21 protein-coding genes and 1 other RNA gene are annotated in these 24,702 nt (G+C 30.5%); 19 read left to right on the top strand and 3 right to left on the bottom strand.

Annotated features, from left to right (window positions below):
• Positions 1-570 precede the first annotated feature (570 nt).
• From P695_RS0102795 to P695_RS0102765, 7 genes are all read left to right on the top strand, one after another.
• A complete protein-coding gene (locus P695_RS0102795) occupies positions 571-1,524 on the top strand; it encodes a hypothetical protein (RefSeq protein ID WP_028126753.1) in 954 nt (317 codons plus the stop codon).
• Between the two features lie 195 nt (positions 1,525-1,719).
• On the top strand, positions 1,720-2,661 hold the full coding sequence (hprK, locus tag P695_RS0102790) for an HPr(Ser) kinase/phosphatase (protein WP_028126752.1): 942 nt from the start codon (positions 1,720-1,722) through the stop codon (positions 2,659-2,661).
• Positions 2,662-2,672: 11 nt separating this feature from the next.
• Complete coding sequence (locus P695_RS0102785; protein ID WP_051437365.1) at positions 2,673-4,181, top strand: prolipoprotein diacylglyceryl transferase; 1,509 nt, start codon at positions 2,673-2,675, stop codon at positions 4,179-4,181.
• Positions 4,165-5,106, top strand: coding sequence for an NAD(P)/FAD-dependent oxidoreductase (locus P695_RS0102780; protein ID WP_028126750.1), 942 nt, complete (start codon positions 4,165-4,167; stop codon positions 5,104-5,106). Before P695_RS0102785 ends, P695_RS0102780 begins: the two co-directional genes overlap by 17 nt.
• Before the next feature lie 15 nt (positions 5,107-5,121).
• On the top strand, positions 5,122-6,483 hold the full coding sequence (locus tag P695_RS05470) for a prolipoprotein diacylglyceryl transferase family protein (RefSeq protein ID WP_051437364.1): 1,362 nt from the start codon (positions 5,122-5,124) through the stop codon (positions 6,481-6,483).
• 18 nt (positions 6,484-6,501) lie between these two features.
• The gene (whiA, locus tag P695_RS0102770; RefSeq protein ID WP_028126749.1) at positions 6,502-7,437 is read left to right on the top strand and encodes a DNA-binding protein WhiA; all 936 of its coding nucleotides are present in this window, start codon (positions 6,502-6,504) and stop codon (positions 7,435-7,437) included.
• Between the two features lie 4 nt (positions 7,438-7,441).
• Positions 7,442-7,663, top strand: a complete 222-nt coding sequence (locus tag P695_RS0102765; RefSeq protein ID WP_028126748.1) for a helix-turn-helix domain-containing protein — start codon at positions 7,442-7,444, stop codon at positions 7,661-7,663.
• A 33-nt stretch (positions 7,664-7,696) separates the two neighbouring features.
• Here P695_RS0102765 and P695_RS0102760 read toward each other — a convergent pair whose 3' ends face one another.
• The 3 genes from P695_RS0102760 to P695_RS0102750 form a co-directional block, all read right to left on the bottom strand.
• Positions 7,697-8,602, bottom strand: coding sequence for an ABC-2 transporter permease (locus tag P695_RS0102760; protein ID WP_028126747.1), 906 nt, complete (start codon positions 8,600-8,602; stop codon positions 7,697-7,699).
• On the bottom strand, positions 8,602-9,306 hold the full coding sequence (locus P695_RS05465; RefSeq protein ID WP_035026334.1) for an ABC transporter ATP-binding protein: 705 nt from the start codon (positions 9,304-9,306) through the stop codon (positions 8,602-8,604). Before P695_RS05465 ends, P695_RS0102760 begins: the two co-directional genes overlap by 1 nt.
• 123 nt (positions 9,307-9,429) lie before the next feature.
• Positions 9,430-10,302 carry an ABC transporter permease gene (locus P695_RS0102750; protein WP_028126746.1) on the bottom strand — a complete coding sequence of 291 codons (873 nt, stop codon included), beginning with the start codon at positions 10,300-10,302 and terminating at the stop codon, positions 9,430-9,432.
• A 223-nt stretch (positions 10,303-10,525) separates the two neighbouring features.
• Here P695_RS0102750 and secG point away from each other — a divergent pair, with 223 nt between their 5' ends.
• The 12 genes from secG to trmB all read left to right on the top strand — a co-directional run bounded on the left by secG (position 10,526) and on the right by trmB (position 24,479).
• Positions 10,526-10,831, top strand: a complete 306-nt coding sequence (gene secG, locus P695_RS0102745; protein WP_035026332.1) for a preprotein translocase subunit SecG — start codon at positions 10,526-10,528, stop codon at positions 10,829-10,831.
• A gap of 35 nt (positions 10,832-10,866) precedes the next feature.
• The gene (gene rnr / locus P695_RS0102740) at positions 10,867-12,984 is read left to right on the top strand and encodes a ribonuclease R (RefSeq protein WP_028126744.1); all 2,118 of its coding nucleotides are present in this window, start codon (positions 10,867-10,869) and stop codon (positions 12,982-12,984) included.
• A 16-nt stretch (positions 12,985-13,000) separates the two neighbouring features.
• Positions 13,001-13,447 (top strand): SsrA-binding protein SmpB, encoded by a 447-nt coding sequence (smpB, locus tag P695_RS0102735; RefSeq protein WP_028126743.1) that lies wholly within the window; start codon positions 13,001-13,003, stop codon positions 13,445-13,447.
• Positions 13,448-13,730: 283 nt separating this feature from the next.
• Complete coding sequence (locus tag P695_RS0102730; RefSeq protein WP_028126742.1) at positions 13,731-14,030, top strand: lipoprotein; 300 nt, start codon at positions 13,731-13,733, stop codon at positions 14,028-14,030.
• 222 nt (positions 14,031-14,252) lie between these two features.
• Positions 14,253-14,741, top strand: a complete 489-nt coding sequence (locus tag P695_RS0102725; protein ID WP_028126741.1) for a hypothetical protein — start codon at positions 14,253-14,255, stop codon at positions 14,739-14,741.
• Positions 14,742-14,819: 78 nt separating this feature from the next.
• The gene (locus P695_RS0102720) at positions 14,820-15,068 is read left to right on the top strand and encodes a hypothetical protein (RefSeq protein ID WP_051437362.1); all 249 of its coding nucleotides are present in this window, start codon (positions 14,820-14,822) and stop codon (positions 15,066-15,068) included.
• A gap of 37 nt (positions 15,069-15,105) precedes the next feature.
• A complete protein-coding gene (locus tag P695_RS05460) occupies positions 15,106-17,400 on the top strand; it encodes a PTS transporter subunit EIIC (protein WP_211227792.1) in 2,295 nt (764 codons plus the stop codon).
• Positions 17,401-17,684: 284 nt separating this feature from the next.
• Positions 17,685-19,466, top strand: coding sequence for a lipoprotein (locus P695_RS0102710; RefSeq protein WP_028126739.1), 1,782 nt, complete (start codon positions 17,685-17,687; stop codon positions 19,464-19,466).
• A gap of 386 nt (positions 19,467-19,852) precedes the next feature.
• Positions 19,853-21,724 (top strand): lipoprotein, encoded by a 1,872-nt coding sequence (locus P695_RS0102705; protein ID WP_028126738.1) that lies wholly within the window; start codon positions 19,853-19,855, stop codon positions 21,722-21,724.
• A 73-nt stretch (positions 21,725-21,797) separates the two neighbouring features.
• Positions 21,798-22,208: a transfer-messenger RNA gene (ssrA, locus tag P695_RS05995) on the top strand.
• 184 nt (positions 22,209-22,392) lie between these two features.
• Positions 22,393-23,805: a magnesium transporter gene (mgtE, locus tag P695_RS0102695; protein WP_028126737.1), complete on the top strand. Its 1,413-nt coding sequence runs from the start codon at positions 22,393-22,395 to the stop codon at positions 23,803-23,805.
• 8 nt (positions 23,806-23,813) lie between these two features.
• The gene (gene trmB, locus P695_RS0102690; protein ID WP_028126736.1) at positions 23,814-24,479 is read left to right on the top strand and encodes a tRNA (guanosine(46)-N7)-methyltransferase TrmB; all 666 of its coding nucleotides are present in this window, start codon (positions 23,814-23,816) and stop codon (positions 24,477-24,479) included.
• Positions 24,480-24,702: the final 223 nt, after the last annotated feature.

The raw sequence follows: 24,702 nt of genomic DNA, 5'->3' as shown, positions 1-24,702 counted from the left end.
TGAATTAACCCAAAACTTAATTGAATTAAACAGCCATTTAAGAAAATACCTGAATTGAATTCTTCAATTCAAGTGTTTCATGAAGAAATGGTGCAACCAATTTTATAGTTTAGCATTTATTTTAAATATTCCAGTTTCTAATTATATTGTCTAATCATCATAATTGATTTTGATTTCATAACAACAATTATTTTTTTTCTCCTATTTCAATGTTAATTAAGACCCACACCAACCAAATATATAATCAAAGAGTAGGAGGATTGGTGAGGAAATTATTAGTAGTATTATCAATTTAATAATGATTATAAGTTGTGTTACAACTATTGGTTTGTGAGATTGGTTTTGATTAATTAGTAGAGCCAAATGATTGATATCAATTACATGTAATTGAGTAATGATGAACAAGATGTTTTAAATAAAATTTAAAACAAAATCAAGCATATTTATAAACCAGTAAACAGTAAAATTTTAGATAAAGTGGTTGAGAAAAAAATATTGTGAGAATAAACAAAACATTTAGATTGTAACTAGTTTGCACTAAACATTCTTAGAGGAAGAAGGAATGAAGAAATGAATAAAACAAAACAAAACAAGAAAATAGCAAGAACAATATTTTGAATATTTTTAGTAGTCAGTTTAGCAGCACTTTTGCTAGGTATTTTTATTAAGTGGTTAAACATTGACACATCACACATCAGTAGTTGAACAATTAGTAATATGTTTTCTCCGCTCAAGGAAAATAGTTGATCATTAAGCTCGGCATTTCCTTATAAATGACTAGGGTCTAGTTGGGTAGTTATTGATCAATGGTGATTTGATGGTAGCAATATTAATCCGACAAACTTTGTTTATAACATTGCAGCTAATTATGCTATTTTAATCGTGGCAACCACAGCAATGGGTGTGGCTTTGATAGCATTAATTGTTTCATTTTTCACAAAAAATAATCGTGATCAACATGTTATCCATGAAATGAAAGGTGAAAATAATAATCCCAATCCAATTCAAGTTATTTTTAATGCCCAACCAAATTTTAACCAAACAGAAAAAACCAAAGCAATTAATAATTCAGAAATTAAAAAAGTACCCGAAATGATAGTTATTCCTGAACCAGAAACCAAAGCAATCAATAATAATTATCAACATGAATATGATTATTTAGCTAAACTAGAAGCTAAATATGCAACTGAATTAAAACAACAAGAAGCAAAAGAAAGACTAGAACAAGTAAAACATGAAGAAGCATTAAGAAATGCTGTTCAAGATGCAGAAAGAGAAAAAATTCTTAAAATGTTTGAAGAAAGAATGCTGAAAAAAAGTCAAATGTCTGTTCAAGAAAGAGCTAAAATTGATGGATCGGCCAGCATTCTTGAACCAAGAAGCGAACTTCAAAAACATGCCAATCAAATGCGTTCATTAGTGGGACCAAATCATAAAAGTATGCAAAATGCCGATTTACGTGGGATGACTAAAAAAGAACTCATTAAATACATGCGTAACATCGCTAATGTTCTTAATAAATAAAAAGATATCAGCAGTTTAAGATTGATGCTGAGAACAAGCAAAACTTATTATAAGATTCACAACTTCACAAAAGTTTGTGATTTTTTTATCCATAAAATCACTTTTTCATTGTTTTATGAATCGTGTAAAATAAAATATCAAAAACCAATTTTGAACGCAAACCAAGTATAATCTATATAAGAAAAGAGAGCGAAAATGAAAAAACTTTTTTTATGTGATATTGCAAGCAAATTTAATTTAGAAATTTTATCTGGTCAAGATAAAATTTCTCACACTCAAATCAAATCATATGGTTTGAACCGTGCTGGTTTAGAATTGGCTGGTTTTTTTGAAACAATGACAGATAATTTAAGACGTCTTGTCCTACTATCTTCAAAAGAATTTCATTATATGCAGCAATTTGATGATGCTGTGAAAACTGAAAAATATGAAACATTAATTAAGTGTGGGATTCCTGGGATTATCGTAACTAAAAAATTTCATGACCCACAATTAGTTGCTGTTGCTCAAAAATTAAATTTTCCATTATTGTTTGCAAATATGGATATTTCAACATCAACTTTAACTAAAAAAATTCTTGATGAATATGATGATTATTTTGCTCCTCAACTAGAGATGCATGCATCTCTAGTGAATATCTTTGGTAAAGGAATTTTAATTACTGGAGCTAGTGGGATTGGTAAATCAGAAACTACGATGGATATTATTAAAAGAAACCATATGTTTGTTGGTGATGACCGCATTGTTTTAATTAATAAAAATAATAAAATTTATGGGAAATCACATCCGATTTTACAAAATTTAATTGAAATGAGAGGAATTGGGATTGTTGATGTTTCTTGAACTAATGGGTATCAAGCAATTATGACTGAAACTGAAATTAATATGCAAATAGAATTAATTCCTTTTGGTCAACACGGAATTGATGATACAGACCGTTTAGGGAATGAATATAAAAATGTGAGCATTTTAGATCAAAACATTCCATATTTAAAAATCCCAGTTAAAGCTGGAAGAAATATTGCTAATTTAATTGAAACAGCAGTCGCACAATTGAAAATTAAAGAAACTGGTAAAGCCAAAGATGTCGTCGAATTAGTTGGGCAAAGAATGGAAGATTTTATTGACGACAAATAGAGAGAGGTAATATGTTAGGAACAACCTATTGAGATTGATTTACACAACATGGTGATCCAAGTGCTGAGCGCTCTTTTTTTGGTGTCATTCCAGCCTATCCTGTTTTTATGTTTATCGGGGTGGCTGTGACGATTCTTTTAGCTGTTATTCGTTTTAAACAAAAAGGTGTGCCCTTACGAGAATTGGAATTAGCTATTTTTATCACAGTCCCCCCAGGAGTTCTTGGGGCATCACTGTTTGGAAAAATGTTTATTCCGAACATGGTTTGATACCGCACCTTTTTCTTTTGAGAACCAGGAATGTCGTTATTTGGTTGTTTGTTATTAGGAATGACTGCTGGCTTTGTCTGGTTCTATCTTCGTTCTAAAAAAACCCAAATTTCAATGTGGGTTTATGCTGATTGTATTATCCCCAACATTTTAATTGGTCAAGCAATTGGTCGTTGGGGGAATCTCTTTAATCACGAAATTATGGGTCAAGAAGTGAGTTATGAACAACTTAGTTGATTACCAGAATGAATTAAAAATAAATTATTTTATTTTCCGAATTTAAGTGAATTCCATCTGACTGGGGATTGATGAAATCATCTCGAAAGTTTACCAGATGGTGCCAAAGATATCTTAAAGAAAGATATTGTTTACCATCAACCACTATTCTTATATGAAAGTGTGGCCAACATTTTTATATGAGTACTAATTACTTTTGGTGTAGAAAATATTGGTCGCATCTTTTCCAAACCAAAACCATGAGATTTACAACCTAAAGGTTATCCTGGTTGGTATAACAAACAATTTAAAACATTAAAAGAAACTGACCTTGTTGATGTTCAAACACAATTACCAGTGAAATATAAACATGTCAAAGTGCAAACCGAAACTGGTGAAGAGATCGAAATTAAATTAGGTTTTTATCAAGCTTGAAACAAAGCATATTACTGGTATGTTCCTAGTGAAGAGGCGACTCGCAAAATTGAAAATAAAGAAATTGAACAGCAAAACACCTTAGAGGTTGGTTTAAAAAATTTAAAAAAACTGAAAGCTAACCACAAATTAAAAATGTTAAAAATCAAAACAGATTACAAACATAAATTGAATAATCAACCCACCAAATCAGCCAAGTATGCTGATTTGGTCAAAGTAAAGCAAAAAACAGAACGTGAAGAAGACATCCAATTTTCAAACAAGAAACAAGAGATATATAATCTAATTGGGGATTGAACAAGAGTATTTAAAGGCAAACCAACAAGCCGAGAGCTGGAATTAATTCATAATCCAAATCAATATTTAGTCATCCGTTCTGGAGTGAGCACTGGATGTTATATTGTTGGTTATTTAATTCTTAGAATTGTTCTAGAAACCCAAAGAAAATTAGAAGAGTTATTTATTCAGAACAGTTTAATTTTAGACTTTATGGTGCTAGCATTAATCTTACTTGCAGGTATTGCAATTATAATAATGGCGCAATGAATTGCACCATATCGATATAGAGAGGTACATTGATTATATGAAAAATCATACTAATGAAATGATTGAAGTTTTAATTATCGGAGGAGGTCCAGCTGGATTAACTGCTGCAGTTTATGCTGCTCGTGGGGGAGCTAAAACAGTCATTATTGAAAAAGAATTCCCGGGTGGAAAAATGGTTAAAACTGATTTAATTGAAAACTATCCTGGTTTTGAATCAATCCAAGGACCAGATTTGTCTAGCAAAATGTATGAGCAAGCAATGAAATGAAATACAGAATTCATTTTCAATGAAGCACAACATATTAAACCAACAGGTAAGCATTTTGAAGTCCATTGTATTGATGGATCAATTTTAGAAGCTAAATCAGTCATTTTAGCAACCGGAACTAAAGAAAATCAATTAGGTATTCCTGGTGAAGAAGAATTATATGGTAAAGGAGTTTCTTATTGTGCAGTTTGTGATGGTGCCTTTCATAAAGGCAAACCTGTCGCTGTTGTTGGGGGAGGTTATTCTGCTGTTCAAGAAGGAACTTACCTTACTAAATTTGTCAGCAAATTATATGTTATCGTGCGTAAAGATTACTTCCGAGTGGATAACCAAACTTTAAAAGATTTTCTTGCTAACCCAAAAGTGGAAGTTTTATTTCAAACTGTGACCACTAAAATTAATGGAACTGATAAAGTTGAATCAATTACAATTCGTGATGTGAATGGGGTTGAACGTGATTTAGAAGTTAGTGCAATTTTCCCATATATCGGAGCTAACCCTTTAACAAAAGCTGTTGAAAGTTTAGAATTAGTGAATAAAGAAGGTTATGTCAGCAAGACTGATGAAAAGCTAGAAACACCAATTCCGGGACTATTTGCAGCTGGGGATGTTCGTGAAAAAGAACTTCGTCAAATTGCCACAGCCGTTGGTGACGGTTCAATTACAGGACAAATGGCATTAGAGTTCTTGTATAATATAAGAAAAAAATAAAAAAGGAGCAATGCGATGTTTGAAGAATGATTAGGTGAGGATTGAAAATTAGTCTCCACACCAGATATTAAAGCCGATTATGGTGGGTTCCATGTTTATGCATTCACAATGACTTTAGGAATGGTCTTTGCCATTCTTTATTCAATCTATAAATTCCGAAAAAAAGGTTTAAGTCTTTCAGCGATTGCAATTGGAACTGTTTTTATTATTCCTGCCTCTTTATTTGGTGCTAGTTTTTTTGGAAAACTAAATTACGATCATAAAGGAATTGAAGATTTTGTTGGATTTTTAAAATTATTTGCTTTTTGAGATGGAGGAATGTCAATTCATGGAGGAGTTTATGGAGGAATCATTGTTGGTTTACCCGTCCTATTCTTTATCGGGCGAAAAACGAAGGTTTCGCTTTTAACTTATACTGATGCCATTTTACCAAACGTTTTATTAGGTCAAATTATTGGACGTTGAGGTAACTTTTTCAACCATGAACTAACTGGACCAAAATGATTCCAAGTTGGGATGCTAACTGGATCTTCGGGGGGTGAGACAGTTGATATTAGTCAAATTAGTATTGATCACTATCAATACTTATATGATGGACCATTTGGTTGACTTTTTAAAAACACTTTAGCCATGGATAAGTCAACAGGTGAAGTTTGACAAATGCAACCAATTTTCTTAATTGAATCACTAGCTTTATTGCTTGTTTGAATAATCATCACTTTTATTATCCCTAATATTGGAAAATGATTAGGACCAAAACCAGCCAAAAAACATCCAGGACAATATGTGATTAATTGAGGATTTACTTGTTTACACTTTATTGCTCCATGATTAAAATCAGACACCAAAAAAACATTTTCACAAGTTTGGGATAATGCCTACTATAAAAATGTTAATGAAAAAGCAAAAGAAGGATTTATTTTAACAAGCCAAGCAATTCAGGAATCATCAGCTTCCAAATTGCAAAAAAGATGAAAAACAAACACTGCTTTAATCAAAGCTAATAATCCAGATAAATATTGAATTCCGAAAGTGGGGATGGAAGCATTTGCCTTCATCTTTGGTTGAAATGTTGTGCGTTTTGTTTTAGAGATGTCGAGATCTCAAGATGGATTATTTGTGATGTACAATATGCCATTGTCATTGACCCTGATTGGGTTAAGTGCCTTGATTGGGTTGTTGGGAATGATTATTACCCAAATTGGGGTCCCTCAACTCTTTAGAAGAACTGGTTACATTTATGAAAAAGAATATTTCTTGATCAATGCACCAACTAATATTGTATTAAAAACCGAAACAACTATTAGTGATAAAAATAAATTGAAACAAGAAAAAGCGAAAGCTAAACTTGAAAAATTAGAAGCTAAAAATAAATAGAAAAAAAGGTGAGAAATCATGTCATTTGCTTTAGAAGTAAAAGAAGAGATTATTTCTCACTCTTTTACACCCCTTCAAAAACAAACACTACTTTGTGGTTTTATTAAATATAATGCTGAATTAATTTACACTAACACAGGAGTTAAATTAAGGTTAAATACGATTTCTAATCGCATTGCCCGCACTATTCTTTCAATGTGTAAAGAATTGTTTCATGGTGAAATTGAAGTGTCGATTGTGCAATCACAAGCTTTAAAAAAACAAAAAACTTTTCAAATCACTTTAGTTGGTAATGTCGAAGCTTTTTTAAAAGAAATCCAAGTTTATGATGAACAGAATCAAAAAATCATTGAAATTATTGATCCTCAAGTTTTAAAAACTGATGACCTTTTACGAGCTTATGTGGCTGGATTATTTATTGCGATTGGCTCGGTCAATTCCCCAGAAACCATTAATTATCACTTAGAAGTGCAATTTAAAGAAAAAGCCAGTGCTACTTATTTTCAAAACTTATTAAATAAAAAATATGCTTTTGATTTCAAGATTTTGCAACGCAGTGATAACAAATTCTTATGTTATGTTAAAAAATCTTCGATGGTTTCTGATTTCATTAAATTAATTGATGCCCCAGTTTCTGTGATGGCATTTGAAAATGAAAGAATTTCTCGTGACCTTTTAAATAACATTAATCGTATTCAAAACATTGATATTTCTAACCAAACGAAAACTTTAATCACTGCCGAAAAACAAATTAAACAAATTAATTGATTAAAGCACAAAGGTTTATTCAGCGAATTGTCTGATAAAGCTAAAACACTAGCTAATTTAAGGCTTGAGAACCCAGAAATGTCTTATGTTGAGTTAGAACAAGAAATGCACAATAAAGGCTATAAAATCACGAAATCTGGGGTAAGTAATATTTTTAGAACAATTGAAAAAATTTCAGAGGTTTAAAGACATGCAAAATGAACATCCAAATATTTTAGAAATCATTGCTGACAATGTGAAAAAAATTCGTCATCAACAACAAATTAGTCAAGAGGAATTATCATTTCGATCTGGTTTAAATAAAAACTATATTTCAGCAATTGAATGTGCGAGACGTAATCTTTCAATGCAATCCTTGGTGAAATTAGCACAAGGATTAGAAGTGAAAGTAATCGACCTTTTAGAGGAATAAAAAAACTTGTTTGATTGCAAACAAGTTTTTTAATTATAAAGCTAAATCTTTTTTGTTAAAGTTTCAAATTGTTAAATAAACCAATCCAGCACATAAAATAAGATTAATGAAGAAAGCACTAATGAATCACGGAAGTTGTGATAAATTTATTTTTGCCACTCTAAAACCTTCGATTAGATAATGGTTTTGAAGAGTAAGGGGGTAAAAGTTCAAAATATTAACATTTAATGACTGAATGGCGATATATTTAACATTTCCCATTCAACTTAGCGGGTTAGTAATTTGACCTTTAGTTGAACTTAACATAATCATAACAAAAGTTGCTAACATATAAACAATAATTCCAGCATTGATAAATTTACTTAAACGACCATAATTAACTAATGCCACACAGATTACTGTAAAAATAATTGGTAATAAGAACAAGAAAGAAATAAACATCACTGCTTGTAAAATTACAAAACCAAAATGTTGTTTGGCATCAATAGCTTGTGATGATCAAATAAGAATAAAAACTAGTGATGGTGTTAAAATAATTAAGTCAACGATTCAAACAAAAACAATTTTTGAAAGAATAATTTGTCTTCTTGCTAATGGAGCGGTCATTCATAAACTAATTTCTCCGGTTTTCATTTCTTTATTAATGACATGGTAAATCATAGTTGTTGTCACAATTGAAAAGAAAAGAATGCCAACAATTCCAAAAATAAATGTTCCTAGCATATCTGAAATTGGATCACTTAATACTTTATATTCATTATCAACTTGTCCGGCTGGGGCAATTGTGATGGGCAGATGAGATAAAGTTAGTTTAGTAATAGTCATAATAAAAATAGTGATGACTAATCAAACAATTCCAAATACTAAAATAGGTACCCAGTTATTTTTTAAATGAGTATTAATTTTGATTTTGCTTGGTAAAAAACCTTGTAATTTCATTATAAAGCATCTGCCTTCCCGAAGATACTTTGGAATTTTTGATTTAATTTTTCAATATCTTTATCTTCTACTTCGTACTGTTCAATCAATTTTCCTTCTTTAATAAAACCAATATGGCTTGAAAGCTTGATTACTTCTTCAAAGATGTGTGAACAAATAATGATCGTTGTTTTATGTTCTTTTTTTAATTTAAAAATTAATTCATTAAAACGGTCTTGCATCACTGGGTCTAACCCAGATGTTGGTTCATCTAAAACTAAAAATCTTGGTTTATTCATCACAGCAGCAATGACGGCGATTTTTTGTTTCATCCCTTTTGACATTTTTTTAATTTTCTTGGTCACATCAATTTCAAAATGTTTAATTAATTTTTCCACAAAATCTCATTCAGTTTCTGGTTTTAATTTAGCAACTAATTTTAAATATTGTAAACCGGTGAATGTATCATATAAACTAATTTCTCCAGCAACATAACCAGTGAATTTCATGATTTCTTCCCGTTTTTTTCATGGATCAAAGCCATTGATTGTAATGTTTCCACTTGTTGAATGAATAAAACCTAGTAGTTGTCTAATTAGTGTGGTTTTACCAGCTCCATTAGGTCCAACAATTCCTAAAGTTTCACCTTCTTTTAGTGAAAGATTAATATCAAAGTTTCCGACTTTTTCTCCGTACTTTTTCGTTAAATTTGTTATTTGAATCATAATTTAATTTAAAGTCCTCCTTCTTTTTAATAAATAAGAAAAATTATTTCGCTTAAATTTTTCTTAAATTGATTTTAACTACTTTTAGCTGTAGATTCACCAAATTACACTTTATTTGGAATTTTAAATCATAAATTCTTTATGTTTAAAATTCCAAACAGTTAATCATGTAATCACAGTTCCCAAACCAAGATTAATGAAAACTGATGTAATAATTCATCACGTTTGTGGTTTGAGCATGATGAGCTTAACCACATTTTTTTCTGTGTCACTGACAACTAATTCAAAAGCAAAAACGTTGACTAAGAGTGATTGAATAGAAATGTATTTAATATATTTCATCCATTGCAAGTGCCCAAAAGTTTTGCTTTCAGATAAGTTATTAATCATCGTTGTGGCGACGACATATAAAATTACTCCACCAATGACAAACTTATCTAAACGTTCTTTTTCAGTTAATAACGTACTTAATAAAACAAAAACCCCAGTAAACATTAACATGTAAATTGTAAATAAAAATAATTGTAAAAAGACATCACCAATATAAAGGTGGGCATCAGTGGCAATTGCTGAAAAAATCACAATTGGGACAATAGTTGGAGCTAGCACCATTAAATTAACTAATCAAATAAAAATAATCTTCGACATCATGATTTGAGTTCTCGAAATACTTGAAGTCATTCATAAGGTGATATAACCTTCACGAATTTCTCTTCTAATGACATAATCAATAATCGAAGTACAAATAATGGAAAACCCAACAATTGCAATTGGAGACAGAACAATTGAACCTAAAATATAAGATAGTGATTGTTTATAACCTTCTCCAGTCACAGGCATAATAGTAATGTGATCATTTAAAAGTGTTAAAAATAAGTTAACTACCACAAGCACAAACCAAGCCAAAATTTCATAAGCAATAATTTTATGATTGGCTTTTAAATGGGTGTTAATAATCGTTTTTCCATTTTTTAAAAATGAGTTATGTTGCATCATGATGATTTTTCTTTCTAATAATTTTTTGTTGGTAAACAACAAACTAACAAGCTAAATGAATTTTAAAAATTTATACTAGCAATGTTAATTTTACCATTAAACACACTATTTATAAATTTCCCGACCAACAAAAATATGACAAAGATTTGATAAGATAATTTTTATTCCAATTATTTTTTGTGAGGGTGTAGTATTATTAATATGAATAGGAAAGAGAGTGTTTATGGACTTTTTAAATCTTTTAGCAGAATCAGGTAAAACAAGCAAGGGTACTGAAAACACTATTGTTTTTGTTTTTGAAATTTTAATGATGATTATCTCGATTATTATGATTATTGTTGGGATGTTACAAAATAAAAAATCTCAAACTGGGTTAAGTGCCCTTAATGGTGGTAATGAAGAATTGTTTTCTAACACTAAAGAACGTGGTTTCGAACGCACAATGTCACTTTGGATGATGTCACTAGGAATTATTTTCTTTGTCTTAACAATTATCATTTCCATATTAACAAACACTGTTTTAAAATAGTGTTTTATTTTATAGTAGAAAAATAAGGTTTACCAATGCAAAAAGAAATTCTAAAAGTTTTAAAAACAAATCATTGTCAACTATCGCTTGACAATTTAGCCCACAAATTAAATGTTCATGATTTAGCTCAATTAAATACCGCTTTAATTGATTTAAATCATGAATTTAAAGTTATTCAAACCCAAACCCAAAATGTTTATCTTTTAGAAGATTCATTTTATAAAGCTGGCACATTAAGAATGAATCCTAAAGGTTTTGGGTTTGTTTCAGATTTGACTAATCCTGATGCTGAAAACGATTTTGTCCCCCCAACCATGACTAATGGAGCGATTAGTGGGGATGTTGTTGTTTATAAAGTTTTACAAAATGGTAATGATAATAAAACCTTTGCCCAAATTGTTGAAATTGCTACACGTGATAAAGAATTTGTGATTGGGGAAATTGTTCAATCTCGTGATGGACGTTTTTTAGACTTTATTCCCACAGATTTAACATTAGCTAACTTAAGAACAGTGATGGTCAATAAAAAAGATTTCGATTTAAAACCAAACATGTTAATTAAAGCAAAAATTTTAGAAGCTAAAGATCGCAAATTATTTGTCCGTTTAAAAAAAATTATTGGTGATTCTACAAAAGCAGCAGACCGTATTTTTTCGATTGCCGAAGAATTTAATATTAAAACTGAATTTCATTTTAAAACAATCAAGAATGCTGAAGAAGTTAATATTCCTGTCATTCAAGAAAAAGCTGAAATGCAAAGAAGAGCTCAAACTTCTTTAATTGATACTTTGCTTGTCACAATTGATGGAGCTGATTCTAAAGATTTAGATGATTCAATTTATGTGGAAAAAACGCCTCAAGGTTATAAATTAATTGTGGCGATTGCTGATGTTTCGCATTATGTAAAACCAAGAACTCCTCTGGATAATGAAGCATTGTCAAGAGGGAATTCCACATATTTAGCAAATAAAGTGATTCCGATGTTACCAAAAATTTTAAGTGATGATTTATGTTCTTTAAATCCAAATACTGAAAAGTTTGCCCTAGCTTGTGAAATGGAATTTGATAACGCTGGGAAAATGCTGACCAAAAAAGTTTATGAAACAATTATGATTTCAAAAGCAAGATTAACTTATCATGAAGTTAATGAATATTTTGCTAACAAAATTTGAACTAAACAAGATGAAGTGGCTAAGATGTTAGATGTGGCTAAAGAACTTCATTTATTAATTGGTCAAATTAAAGAAAGTAATGGAATGATTAACTTAGACGTTCGTGAAGCTAAAATTGTGATGGACAAAAACTCTAATGTTGTGGAAATTAAAGCTCGTGAAACTGGTGAATCTGAAAAACTAATTGAAAACTTTATGGTCAGTGCGAATGAAGCAGTGGCTGAATTAGTTTTTGAAAAAGAATTACCATTTGTTTACCGTAATCACCAAAAACCTCAAGAAGAAGAATTGGTGGAATGATATGCGACAATTAAATCATTTGGAATTGATCCTAAATTAACGAATGCCCAAATGATTGATCCAAAAAATTTAAATAAAACTTTACGTCAAATTGATAATCAAATTAGTGACCCAATTCAGAATGAATTGTTACATTTATCATTGTTAAGACATATGGAAAAAGCTAAATATGGTTTAGAAAATATTGGTCACTTTGGATTAGCATCAAAATGCTATACTCACTTTACTTCGCCGATTCGTCGTTATTCAGATTTAATGGTCCATCGTTATTTAAAACAATATATTATCCAAAATGATACTCGTGAATTTGGTTTAGAACGCAATGAAGAATTCATTAGCAAAGCTTGCCCAATTATTAACGACACAGAACAAACATCAGTTGATTGTGAACGTGAAGTTATCAAAGTTTGTATGGTTGAATATTTGACCAACAAAGTTGGTCAAGTCTTTGATGGAACGATTTCCATTGCTTTAAAATTTGGGTTCTTTGTTCAATTAGAAAACATGGTTGAAGGTTTAGTCCATATCTCAACACTTGGAGATGGGTTAGTCTATGATGAAAAACATTATACTTTAACTAAACCTGATAATACATTCTATCGTATGGGGCAAAAAGTTAAAGTTAAACTAGTTGGTGCTGATTTGAAAAAACGCACGATTGATTTTGAACTAGTAAAATAATAAAAAGGGGGATTTTATGGGTGAAATGATTATTGCACAAAATAAAAAAGCTTATTTTAACTATGAAATCCTGGAAAAAATTGAAGCAGGATTAGTTTTAAGTGGTCCTGAAATTAAATCAATTCGTGCTCGTGATGTTTCCTTAGAAGGTAGTTTTATCTTAATTAGAAAAGATGAGTGCTTTATTTTAAATATGCATATTAAAAAATATGAGTATGCTAATTATGTGGCTGGGATTGAAGAAGATCGCACCCGTAAACTTTTACTTCATAGAAAACAAATTAAAAGATTAGAAGAAGAAGTTAAACTTAAAAAACTTGCTCTTATTCCTTTAAAACTCTATTTTAAAGATGGTTTAGTTAAACTGGAAATTGGGTTAGGTAAAGGGAAGAAACTTTATGATAAACGTGAAACAATTAAAAAACGTGATTTAGAACGCAAGATCAAAACTAATAAATATTAATTGCACCTTATTCATTATTGAATAAGGTTTTTATAAGCAAAATTTTGCAAAAAAGAACAAAAAAAAGACCGATCAAAAATGAAAAAATTTTATTGCTTAAAAATAAAATTTTTCATTTTTTTTGTATTTTTTCTTTAAAAAATGCCCTTTTTTGCCCTTTTTTTAGAAAATTTTTCCATTTTTGAAAAATTTTGACTTGACAAAAAAATAAAAAAATAAGACAATCAAATGGTTATTCTAATTAAAAGAATAAGAGAATAGGAAAGAAAAGGAAGATAATAAAATGAAAAAATTATTAACATTATTAGGTTCATTTGGGCTGGTAGCTGGAACTGCTGCAACTGTTGTAGCTTGTGGTCCAACAGAAACAACACAAGATACTGGTAAACCAGACGGAGAAGGAAACGGAACTGACGGAGAAGGAAACGGAACTGACGGAGAAGGAAACGGAACTGAAGGAGAAGGAAACGGAACTGAAGGAGAAGGAAACGGAACTGAAGGAGAAGAAAACGGAACTGACCCAGAAACAGAAGGTGGAACCACAGATCCTGAAACACCTGGAACTGAAGAAGACAAAAAATAATAAAATCTACAAGATTTTAATTATAAGATTCATTGTAAAATGAATCTTTTTTTATGCTTTAAAATAAGATTAGTTTTCAAATCTAAATTGCAAATTAGCTAAAAGTAGTTTTTAATTCTAATTGATTAAGAAATTTTAAATGCATGAATTTAAAAATGAAAGCTTTTTATTTTTATTATTTACCTAAAACTTTATATAATTAGATTAAGTAGAGGTAATGTTATGGAATGATGAGTTTGGCTAATTGTGGTAATCTTATTTATTTTTGCATTTATCTCAAGTCTTTGATTTGCTTTTTCATCATTATGAATGCGTGCCAAGCTATCAAAAACTCATCGTGAACAAAAATGATATACCAACTTAAGACAAAGAGATGCGATCAAATTAAACCAAATTGATCATTTAAAAAATGTTGACCAACCAATTATTTTATTAATGGTTGCTGGTAAAAAATGAACATTTGATGATGATTTCATTCCGATGAAATTAATTGCTACTCACAACTTCAAAGAAGAATTAATCAAGTTTAATCAAAATATTGAACAAGATCATAATCTTCTTCAATATTTAAAATATACAAATCAAACAGTTGATGATCTACGATTTTTTGTATTAGAAAAAATCGAAGATCATAAGTCAATTGATAAACATTTAACACATTGGAAACATATTATTAAGGTTAACGATAAATTTTTCCAAAAAAACGCCTAAATACCTAAACTTTGTTCTAAAAAGTATTTTTATTTCGGGTGATAAATGTTTTAATAAGAGGTGAGGGAAATTATTTTGATGTTAGCTATTATGAACCAAAATCAGATCATTGGTCTGTCTTTATTAGTCATCGGTATTTTAATAACACTTATTTTTATCGGTTTGTTTTTTTGAATTAAAAAGCAAACTGAAAGAATGAGTAACTTTCGCATAAACAATCAAGAATCAAAATCAGTTTGGGAATTCACTAAAAAGAACTTCCCGTTGGTTTTGATTGTTTTTGGAATTATGCTTGTTGTTGCCGGAATTTCTATGCTAGCCAAATAACTTCTTTTATAGAAAAATTACAAAGGAGACTTTTTTAATGTTAAAACTAAACGTTAAAACAAAAGAAAAAGTAGCTAAACCGAAGCCTGTCCGCGAAAAGAAAAATCGTGGTTCAGGAATCATGGCTATTTTATCTACAATGAGTAGAGCCTTCTTGTTACCAATCGCATTATTACCAATCGCAGGGGTATTCTTAGGAATTGGAGCATTAATTGCTTCAAAGACACCAGAATTATCAGCTGGGTGATATATTGGTTCAACAATTAAAGCAATGGGGGACGTAGCATTTGGAAACTTACCAATTCTATTTGCAATGTCAGTTGCCTTAGCCTACTCAAAAGAATCAGGAATTGCTGGATTAACAGCTGTTGTTGGATTCTTAGTTATGAATGCAATGCAAGGTGCATTGCTAACACACCACCCAAAAGATGGTGATATTCAAGCATATTACACACTGTTATTTTATAATGGATCATCAGAATGACTGAAAGTTCCAGAAAAATTAGTTACCCAAAACTTAGGGGTTACTTCATTAAATACAGGAGTATTTGCCGGAATTTTTGTTGGTGCACTTTCTGCTTTCTCATACAATAAATTCAAAGAAAAAAAATTACCTGCAGGAATTAATTTCTTTGAAGGGAAAAAACTTGTACCAATCGTAACCTTCTTTATGGTTATCCCATTATCATTTATTTTCATGTTAACATGACCAATTATTGGTAGTGGTTTAGCAGCATTTGGAACATGAACAGGAACATTGCCAAATGGTGTTGATTCATTCGTGTTTGAAATTGCTGAACGTTCATTAGTCCCATTTGGACTACACCACGTGTTCTATGCACCATTATGATGAACTAATGCTGGTGGGAACATTGAAGAACAATTAACTGCTGCTGGGAAATTATGAGATGCTAATGCATTAGCAATTTTAAATAAATCATGATTACCAGAATTCTTAAGTGGAGAACAATTAAATTATGCACAATGAGTGTCTCAATACTTAACAATGCCGAAACATGCAAACATAACTGCTGCTATGAAACCTAGTGAAGCTATGCAAACAATTATTGATTTCTGAAAAACACAAGGACTTGTAGGTAATGACTTGTTAAGTGCTCACGGGGATCAAACAATGATGTATAAAGTTAATGGTGGGTTAAACTTAATTAACTATACATTATTAGAAAACATCGGACTAAACCTAGGGCGTTTCCAATCTGGTAAATTTGGATTTATGTTATTAGGACTACCAATGGCTGGAATCGCAATGTGATTAACTGTGCCAGAAGAAAACCAAAAAAATGTTATGGGGATTTACTTCTCAGCTGCCTTTACTTGTTTCTTAACAGGAATTACAGAACCATTAGAATACTCATTCCTATTCTTAGCGCCATGATTATTCTATGGAGTACATATGCCGTTAGCGTCAATTTCATTCCTTCTAGCAGGAGCATTACAAACTCACGTTTCAATGACTGTTTCTGGGGGAATCATTGACTACATCGTCTTTGGAATTGTTCCATACTTCTCAGGAGCAATGAAATGACAATCAGCATTCGGAATCTTAATGGTCGCAGTTATTATGGCACCACTTTACTTCTTTGCCTTCTTCTTCGCTGTCCGATACGGAAAAGTTGAAGTGCCAGGTCGTGAAGGAGCTAAATTATTTACTAAAGATGACGTTAAAAGTAAAAAAGCTGCTAAAGATAAAAAAGCCGCTAAAGCTGACAAATTAATTGCTAAAGAAAAAGCTGAAGAAAACCACACACCAATTGAAGAACCAATCAAAGTTGCTGTGCAAAAAGCAGTTGAAGAACAAGTGGTTGTTCAAAAAGTTGAACCAAAAGTTGAAGTTGTACCAGTTATCACTGAAGCGGCTGAACCAAAAGTTGAAGCTAAAAAACCAGTTGTAACTGAAAAAGCTGAAGCTAAAACTGAAGCAAAAAAACCAGTTGCTAAAAAAGCACCTGCTAAAAAAGCAGTTGTCAAAAAACCAGTTGTCAAAAAACCAGTTGCTAAAAAAGCTGAAGCAAAAACCGAAATAGATCAAGCTGCTCAAGATCTACTTAAAAAATATGAAAAAACATTAGCTGATAAAAAACCAGTTGATGTTGCAGCACATGCTAAATTAGATGTTAAAGAACGTGCTAAAGTTGATGGATCAGCTGAAATTACTGAACCAAGAAGCGAATTACAAAAACACGCCTCAGCTTTACGTGAACAAGCTAAACAAGCTGGAGTTAAATTAAAAACAGTAAACTTACGTGATATGACTAAAAAAGAAGTTATTGAATTCATTAAAAATACTGCTACAAAAATTAATTCTAACTAAACATAAAATTAAGAGTTAAGTCTAGATTTTATTAATGAATAACGCCAGCTTAGCGCTGGCGTTTTTTCGTGGACAAATTGATAAAAAGACAATTCATTTTTGACTCAAAGTTTAGGTCATTATATATTACTTTTTTTCAAAAAAATTAAAAAAATCCTTAAAAATTAAAAAAAATTGGGTAAATCTTAACTTTTTTTGATTTTTTTGCGTAAATTATTGATTTTTATAATTGCTATTGATATGTAATAAGCAATGGTACTAGCCATTATAAGTAGGAGGGACTTATGAAAAAATTATTAATGATATTAGGAAGTTTAGGAGTAGTGGCGAGTAGTGCTGCAACTGTGGTAGCTTGTGATAAAGGTACAAAAAATGACAAAGTTGATGAACTAAAAAAAGAATTAGCAAGTATTGGGGAAATGATTAAAGAACAAGAAAAAAGTAGAGAACCAAATGCTAAAGGTTTGAAAGAAATCAAACAATTAATCGAAAAATTTCAAAATATTAAAAACAATGAAGAAGCAATTAAAGCACTTGCAGAATTAAAAGTTGCTAAAGAAAAATTATTAAAAACAATTAATGTTCCAGAAAACCCAGAAATTATTAAAGGGGCGATTAGTAAAAAATTAAATGCAATTAATGCCAATAACCCACTTTTAATTCCAACTAAGATAGCTTTAAATGAAGTGGAAGATCAAAATCATAATGCCGTTGTTCAAGCCTTAAAAACATTTTTGAAAGCAAAAATAGCTAATTTAAACCTTGAAAAATTAACCATTACAATTAAGGAAAATCAATTTGCAAAACTTGGAAATGATGTTATCACCCTTGGAAATCTAAAAGCTGATGTTAAATATAATGATGAAGTTATTAAAGCTGATGGTTGAAGCCTTCCTTATGCTTCTGAATACTTAAAACAAGGTAAAGATATAATTCAGTCATTAGAACAAGGGATTTTTAAAGAGGCTGGTAACATTAAAATTCCAGATTCACTTCCAATGGTTGGAGGGCAATCTCTTAACGAATTTTTAAAATTTGTTGGTTTGCTTGTTGATAAAATAATTCCAACAAAAATTCCAACCAATTTTAGTGAACAAGATTCTGATTATAAAACAATGCATGGTTTATTTGATATGGTAAAAAGTTTCGCAAACGAAATTTGAACTAAAGAAATCAAACTAGAACTAAACACAAGTTTCCAATTGTCTATAATGGGTGCCCAACAGGAATTGATAATTAAAGGTATGTTAAAAACAAGTCTTGAAAAAATAGTTAGCAACATAATGCCAGTAATTATTAATTTTAAAAACTTTATTAATAATCAACCAAATAAGGACTTAATCTCAAATTTATTAAAATATATTGTCTCTAAACCAACATCTTACAATGATGATGGCTATGGTGAATTGTTTGAGAACATTAAAGATAATAAGGACAAAAAAGTTGAGTTTAAATCTAATTTCGAAGCGATTTTATTCTTTTTATTAGAAGGTTGAAAAGACAAGGATGGTAAACAAATCACTCAAGGTCAACCATTAGAATTTTACTTAAACATAGTTGGTATGCAAGAAGCTAATTTTGCTTTCTTTGAAAAAACAATTGCAGGCAAAAACTATATACCATTTAACGTGTTAATTGAACCATCAGAATTAATTAAAATTATTTTTGGTTTAGCTGCAATTCAAGAAAATAGTGTCGTAAAAGCTACTTTACTAGGTGGCGCAATTAGAGATTTTGAACTACCAATTGGTAAATTATTAGGTTCTAGCTTAATTAAAATGCTTTTAGCAATGGACACAAGTGCAAATTTTGATGATCATGTCCAAATGACATTAGATAAATTTGAGGCTGAAATTCAAGTTTTACATGATAAAAACTGAACAAAATTGACCCCAGAAAACTTACAAACAGCTGAAGAAATGAGAATTATTGTTAAATCAGTTGCATACACATTAAAAGATAATGAGGGTCAACATCCAATTAAAAAAATTCTGCATCCAAGCGATCGAAATGTTTTTGAATTCAAACTTAATATTAGTGGTGAATTTTTAAACCCAAAAAAATAAAGCAAAATCAACAGCATTAATAATCATTCTTTAAAAGATGAAAAAGATAATAAATGAAGTCCAATGTTGCCAAAAATTATTGTAAAAATAAAACATAAGTGGAAGAATAGCTTCCACTTTTTTGAAGCAAAAATGCTACCAAAAATACAAAACAAAATTGCTATTTTTGTATTAAACAAAATAAATTAATTTTGTCAGTATTAAAAATTTTAAGCCATTATATATGAAATATTTTTAAAAAAAGAATAAGTCTCAAAAAATAAAAAAATAAAATTTCAAGTCGAGGTTTTTTTTATAATTTTGGTCAAATCTCTTGCTTTTTAAACTTGCTATTGCTAATTAATATAGCGATGGTTTTATTTAACCGTACATATGTAGGAGAGAATATGAAAAAATTATTAATGCTATTAGGAAGCTTCGGCGTGGTCACAAGTAGTGTGGCAACTGTCATAGCTTGTAATGGGAGTGCAAAAAATGACAAAATTGCAGAATTAAAAAAAGAGATTCAAAACATTGAGAAACTGCTTGCAGATTATGAAAAAGGAACAGGGGCTAAAAAAGATTCCGGGACATTAAAAGCATTAATTGCAAGATGTAAACAAATCACAAATATTGATGAGGCTACTAGAGCTTTAGATAACTTGATAGCGGCAAAAAATAGCTTTTTTGCTAACACCCCAGCTGTTCCTGTTAACCCAGTTCCTGCTGACCCAGAAATAGCAAATAGACAAGGGCTAACCAGACAATTAGATAAAATTAATGATGCTGACCCAATTTTAATTGAGACTAATGTGGCATTAAATGAACAATCAGTAAAACCAATTGGTGATGAAGTTAAAAAAGCTATTGAAGCAAGATTAAGAGTTAAGATGCCACAATTAAATATTGATAAATTAGAAATTACAACATCAACAAATACTTTTGCTGCATTAGAAGATAATGAAATTACATTTGGGCAAATACAAGTTGCTGTGAAATATGATCGTGTTGATCTTAAAGTAGGTGGGTGAAACATCCCTTATGCTTCTGAATATTTAAAACAAAGTAAAACTTTTATCGACCAACTAGAAGAAGGAATTACAAAAAGAGCTTCTAATTTGAAAATACCCAACCTAATTCCGATATCTGGGGTTTCTGGTACAACTATTGGTGAAATGTTAGCGGGATTAGGTCCAATATTAAATCTGGCAATTCCATCACAATTACCAGTTGCTTTTGATCAACAAGATGCCAATTATGCTGCAATTACTGGCTTATTTTCAACATTAACAACAATGGCGGGGACAGATTGAAATAAAGAAATTACATTTACTAAAGAAGTTCGACAAAATGCTGGTCAAGCGTTAGGAGAAATGACAGTTAAAATTGATATCCGAACTAATGTTGAAAAATTAATTAAAAACTTAATGCCAACCTTGATTAATTTTAAAAATTTTATCAGTACCCAAAATAACAAAGAACTTACTTTAAATTTATTGAAATATTTAAAAGCTGCACCAGCTTCTTATAACCGAGATGGATATGCAGAAGCATTTACAGGAATCACACACAATAGTCAAGCAGTTGTTTTTGCATCTAATTTAGAAGTGATTTTATTCAATCTATTAGAAGGTTGAAAAAGCCGTGCTGGTGTGTCGATTACTCAAGGGCAACCACTACAATTTAGTTTTGCCTTAGAAACCAAAGGAACTACTAAACGTAAATTGGAATTTGATCTTGATTATCTAGGAAAAACAGTTGGAAGTAAAAAATATACAGCTTTACAAAGCCTTCTTAAACCTGCTGAAATCTTTAAAATTCTTTTTGGTTTAGCTGCAATTAATCAAGATACTAAAAAAGAGATAGAAATTTCTGGATTGAAAATCCCCTTACCAATCGGTTCTTTATTAGGGACTAATTTAATCGGTTCAGTTTTAGCAGTTGATACAAGCAATACTTTTGCTGATCACGTTAAAATAACGTTAAATAAATTTAATGCAGAAATGCAAGTTACAACAGATGGTGAAACATGAGTACAAATGAGTGAAGCAAATATTCGAACTGCCACACAAATAAGAATCGTGCTACTTTCAGTTGAATATACATTAACAGATAAAGAAGGTGGTCATACCATTCAAAAAACTATGTCTGATGAGGAAAACGAACTTCCAATCTTTGCATTCATCTTTGATATTGATGGCTCATTCTTACGTCCAAAGACTACTTCAACCACTCAAACCCCTACTAGTGGATCTACAAGTTCCGGATCTGATTCATAATTAAGCAAAAACAAATTTATCACTTTTCAAAAGAATAAATTTGTTTTTGTTTTTTGCACTATAATAATAGTGCGGGGATGTCCTGGTTTCGACAGGATAACTTTGTTTTAAGATAGCAGTGGTTTGGTAGACCATAATACTTCTAGGCGAAATAAACGCAGAAAAAAAATCAGAAAATTTTGATATGCCAGCAAACTTTATGATGCCAAGTGCATCAGCTGGGGCAGTAGCTTTTGCTGCTTAATTAACTTAAGTTAATACAGATCAATCGCTAGTTATGTTTTAAGCTTCATAACCTAGTCAGATAACCCAAGTTTAATAGAGGACAATATCGTGGTTGTTTGTTCTCGAAATTCAAATCACGAATGGATTTTAACTTTTTGTTAGTTTTAGTTAAGGTTCATAAGTTATAAAATTGACTAAACTGTAGAAATCTTTTAATGAACTATTTTGGACGCGAGTTCGATTCTCGCCATCTCCACCATTATCGAAAATAACCTCACCACTTGTTGGTGAGTTTTTATTTAAGATAAACCCTATTGCTTGCCTAATTGTCACCTTATTTAAAAATAGCTTGCTATTTTCTTGTTCAAAAGGTGAGGTATAACTGAACTAAAAAACAAAAAGCATTCTTTTTTGTTAATATATAATATATTAAAAGGAGACATATGATCGAAATATCCGACCTGAAAGAGCAGTTATTACAAGCAGCTCAACAAAACAATTTAAATACTGTGAGAACTTTAGCAAAATCTGCTCAACAAGCCGATTTTGCCGAAGCTCTAGGAGAGTTAGAAGATAAATTAATTATTCGTGTTTTTAGAATGTTAAACAAAGAAGAAGAAAGCGAAATTTTTTCTTATTTAGATCCAGAAATCCAAAAATTAATTATGACTTCATTTACCCCAAAAGAGGTTGAAGGGATTGTTAAGGATTTATATAGTGATGATTTAGTCTCATTAATTGATGAATTACCAGCCACAATTGTTAAAAAAGTTCTAAGAGCAGTTTCCCCAGAAACTAGAGCTGAAATTAACAGTATTTTAAAATATGATGAAGATTCAGCTGGCGGGATTATGAGTGTTAACTTCATTAGTGTTAAAGAAGATGATTCGATTGAAAAAGCAATTAAAAAAGTGCGCGAAGTTCATGAAAATTTTGAAACTGTCGATATTTTATTTGTCTTGGATGAATATGAACATTTAAAAGGGACTGTTCAATTAAAAGATTTAATTTTTAATCAACCAAAAGCTAAAATTGCAGATGTGATGGATACAAGACTTTTATATGTTAATTCCAAAGCTGACCAAGAAGAAGTAGCAAATACTTTTAAACGTTATGATGCTGCTTGTATTCCAGTTGTTGATGATTTGAATAAAATGGTTGGGATGATTACTTTTGATGATGTTGTTGATGTGATTGATGAAGAAATTGCTGAAGACATTAATAAAATGACCGGAATTAAACATGATGAACTCAATTATTTTGATTTAAGCATTTTTAAAATGTTTAAATCAAGAACATTGTGATTAGTTCTTTTATTAATTTTTGGAACAATTACGCAAGTTTTAACCACAGTTTTTTATAATTTATATCTAGCTGATATTAATGAGATGGTTTTAACATCTAAAGCATATGTTGGCATTGTTTTATTAGCCCCAATGGCAATTGTGATCGCCGGGGTTGTTGGGTTATATGGAACCCAATCTGCTTCAATTATGGTCCGAGCCTTGACAATGGGGGAGATCAAGAAAAAAGAGATTAAAAAAATTCTTGTGAAAGAATTAATGATTACAATCATCATTGCTTCTGTTTTAATTGTGATTAATCTGGTGCGTATCTTAATTGTTTATATTGTCCAAATTGGCACAATTAATCTGCAATTTTGAGAAGTGTTTGGTACTTCATCAATCACAATCGCCATTTCCATTATTGTGGCTGGTGTGATTGGGACAATGTCTCCTATTATTGCTAAAGCTTTTAAATTGGACCCAGCAAGTGCAAGCGGACCAGTCATTACTTTGGTTTTAGATATTATTACGATTTCAGTCTTTTTTGGTTTAGGATTAGTCTTTGCTTAAGGTTTGTTATGCGATTAAGAAATAAACAATGAACGCATGATTTTTTAAAAAAGCATGCCCAATATTTAATTGACTGAAATGAAAATAAAAAAATTAATGCGCAAAACTTTTTTGGTAACAACAACCCAATTTATTTAGAAATTGGTGCTGGTAAAGGACAATTTATTATTGCTAATGCAATCCAAAATCCGCACATTAATTACATTGCAATGGAAAAAGAAACCACAGTTGTGGGAGTAGCTTTAAAAAGAGCAATCCAAACACTTGGTGAAGAAAAGATGACAAATCTTAAGTTTTTAAACAAGTTTGCTGAGAACTTATTATTAATGTTTGAACAAAATAGTGTTGATCATCTTTTTTTAAATTTCTCTGACCCATGACCAAAAGCTAAACACTTTAAAAAAAGATTAACTTACACGGGATTTTTAGATATCTATGCCCAAATTTTAAAACCAAATGGCATTTTACAATTCAAAACTGATAATGATGGCTTATTTGCTTTTAGTTTAGAACAAATCACCCAACGCCCCAACTGAAAATTAATTGTGCAAACTGATGATTTATATGATGATGAGCAATTGTTAGTGAACAACATTCCCACCGAATATGAAACTAAGTTTCACCAAATGAATAAAAACATCAACATGTTAAGCATTCAAAATTTAAAAAAATAACTTTGCTTTAATGAACATCTAAAATAAAGTAGACACAAAAAAACAACATTTTTGTGTAATAAAATACTTTAGAAAGGATGTTTTTTATATGGCAAAACAATGAACAAAAGAAGAAAAAATTAAAATATTATCTGAATTATCAAGTTCTAATGCTTCTACTATTGCTAAAAAATACAATATTAGCAGAGATAGTATTCTACGTTGAAACCGTCAAGTAAAAAAA

Origin of the sequence: Williamsoniiplasma lucivorax ATCC 49196 (assembly GCF_000518285.1) — a bacterium.
Taxonomy (GTDB): Bacteria; Bacillota_I; Bacilli_A; order Mycoplasmatales; family Mycoplasmataceae; genus Williamsoniiplasma; species Williamsoniiplasma lucivorax.
This window is presented reverse-complemented; position numbering and strand designations above follow the sequence as displayed.